The sequence below is a fragment of the Xanthobacter autotrophicus genome (genome assembly GCF_029991245.1).
GTDB lineage: Bacteria > Pseudomonadota > Alphaproteobacteria > Rhizobiales > Xanthobacteraceae > Xanthobacter > Xanthobacter autotrophicus_C.
This window is the reverse complement of sequence record NZ_JAIVFO010000263.1, coordinates 1-2,457: the sequence shown is the minus strand read 5'-3', so window position 1 is coordinate 2,457 and position 2,457 is coordinate 1. Positions and strand designations below refer to the sequence as shown.

The following is a 2,457-nucleotide window of genomic DNA, read 5'->3' as shown; positions in this document are numbered from 1 at the left end:
GTATAAGAGTCAGCCTCCCGCCCCGGTGAGGCTCCGCGAAGGAAGGGGGTCTCGCCGCCCTTGATCCTCCCTTCCCCACGGCGGGCGTGCTCCGGCACGCCCGCCGTCCGCATTTGCAAGGGCGACCGTGGCGATCGCCGGGACTCAGGCGCTTCCGATGCGCTTGCAGGATGCGGCCTGCCTTCGCACCCGCCTTGAGACCATACGCTTCGGCTCCCGTCTCAAGGGACCGCGCGCGCGGTCATATGCCTGTCGTGCTTTGTAGAATAAGTTCCTGAAAACGATTTCACGGGCTGGACGATCTCCGGTCCCCGGCTTCAGGATCGCGCGATGCCACGCATCGTCACCATTCGCACCGTCGCCGAACGCGCCGGCTGCTCCATCGCCACCGTCAGCCGGGTCATCAACCGCTCGGCGCCCACCAGTTCCGCCGTGGAAGCGCGGGTGCGCGCCGCCGTCGCGGAACTCGGCTTCCGCCCGAGCGAGATCGGCCGCGCGCTGAAGACCCTGCGCACCAGGACGCTGGGCGTGGTCATTCCCAGCCTGACCAATCCGGTGTTCGCCGCCTCGGTGGCCGGCATGCAGTCGGCGGCGCGGGAACGGCAGCACACGCTGCTGCTCACCGCCACCGACTACGAGCCCGGCGCCGAGGCCGAACTGGTGGAAACGCTGGTGGCCCAGAACGTCGCCGGCCTCATCCTCACCGTCGCCGATGCTGCCGAGAACGCCACCCTCGACCTGCTGGAGGCGGAGGGCATCCCTTACGTCCTGGTCCACAATGAGCCGACCCGCCCGGGCCGGGCGGCCGTGTGCGTGGACAATGCCGCCGCCACCTTCGCCCTGACCGGAACCATGATCGCGGCCGGGCACCGGCGCATCGCCTATCTCGCCGGGCGCTTCGCCACCTCCGATCGCGCCCGCCGCCGCCACGAAGGCTACCGCGCTGCCATGGCAGCGGCGGGCCTGGAGCCCGAGGCCCCCCTCGAGCTGGATTATCTCGGCGATGCGCCGAGCCATGCCGAGGCCCTTGCCGGCCTCTTCTGCGCCGGAGCGCGCCCCACGGCGGCGCTCTGCTCCAACGACCTGCTCGCCCTGTCCGTGGTCGGCGCCCTGCGCACGCTGGGGCTCCGCGTGCCGGACGATATCTCCGTCGCCGGCTTCGACGGCATCGCCCTGGGCGGCGCCGTCCATCCCACCCTCGCCACGGTGGACACGCCCACCCGCCTCATGGGGGCGCACGCCGTGGCCATGCTCTTCACCATGATCGAGGCGGGCGCCGCGCCCCGTGTCGAGCACCTGCCCTTCACGCTCCGCCCCGGCGGAACGCTCGCTCCCAGAGTTTAGAAAGCCCCCTTCCTTCTCCCGAGGCCAGCCATGCGCCCCACCCTTCCCCGCCTTCTCAAAGCCGGCGCCGTCGCCGCGCTCGCCTTCACGGCGCTCCCCCTCGCCGGCCGCCCGGCCGCGGCGGCGGACGCCATCTGCTACAATTGCCCGCCCGAATGGGCCGACTGGGGCGCCATGCTGAAGGCCATCAAGGCCGACACCGGCATCGAGGTGCCGCAGGACAACAAGAATTCCGGCCAGTCCCTCACCCAGATCATCGCCGAGAAGGCGAGCCCGGTGGCGGACGTGGCCTATCTGGGCGTCACCTTCGGCATCAAGGCCAAGGACGCGGGCGTGACCCAGCCCTACGAGCCCAAGGGCTTCGCCGAGATCCCGGCGGGGCTGAAGGACAAGGACGGCAACTGGTTCACCATCCATTCCGGCACGCTGGGCCTGTTCGTGAACAAGGATGCGCTGGGCGGCGCGCCGGTGCCGGCCTGCTGGGCCGACCTGCTGAAACCCGAATACAAGGGCCTCGTGGGCTATCTCGACCCCACCAGCGCCTTCGTGGGCTATGTAGGCGCGGTGGCGGTGAACGGCGCCATGGGCGGCACGCTGGACGACTTCAAGCCCGGCATCGAATACTTCAAGAAGCTCCAGGCCAACCAGCCCATAGTGCCGAAGCAGACCTCCTATGCGCGCGTGGTCTCCGGCGAGATCCCGATCCTGTTCGACTACGACTTCAACGCCTACCGCGCCCGCTACTCGGACATGGGCCACTTCGAATTCGTCATCCCCTGCGAGGGCAGCGTGGTGGTGCCCTATGTGATGACCATGGTGAAGGGCGCCCCCCACCCGGAGGCGGCGAAGAAGGTGCTGGACTACGTGCTCTCCGACAAGGGCCAGACCATGTGGGCGAAGGCCTATCTGCGACCGGCCCGCGACATCAAGCTGCCGCCGGAGGTGGCGAGCCGCTTCCTGCCCGCCGCCGACTACGCCCGCGCCAAGCCGGTGGACTACGCCAAGATGGAAGCCGCGCAGAAGGGCTTCTCGGAAGCCTATCTGAACGCGGTGAAGTGAGCGGTTCTTCGCGACGCCTGAAGCCCTCTCCCGCGTGCGGGGGAGGGTTGGGAG

General features: G+C 69.4%; 2 protein-coding genes. Both read left to right on the top strand.

Going from position 1 to position 2,457, the window contains the following annotated elements:
* The first annotated feature begins 330 nt into the window (after nucleotides 1-330).
* A complete protein-coding gene (locus tag K9U41_RS22520) occupies nucleotides 331-1,344 on the top strand; it encodes a substrate-binding domain-containing protein (protein ID WP_282643071.1) in 1,014 nt (337 codons plus the stop codon).
* A gap of 30 nt (nucleotides 1,345-1,374) precedes the next feature.
* Nucleotides 1,375-2,403, top strand: coding sequence for an ABC transporter substrate-binding protein (locus K9U41_RS22515; protein WP_282643070.1), 1,029 nt, complete (start codon nucleotides 1,375-1,377; stop codon nucleotides 2,401-2,403).
* Nucleotides 2,404-2,457: the final 54 nt, after the last annotated feature.

Bases quoted from the DNA above. Each gene is read 5' to 3' on its own strand.
- K9U41_RS22515 (WP_282643070.1), top strand. From the start codon at position 1,375: ATGCGCCCCACCCTTCCCCGCCTTCTCAAAGCCGGCGCCGTCGCCGCG.
- K9U41_RS22520 (WP_282643071.1), top strand. From the start codon at position 331: ATGCCACGCATCGTCACCATTCGCACCGTCGCCGAACGCGCCGGCTGC.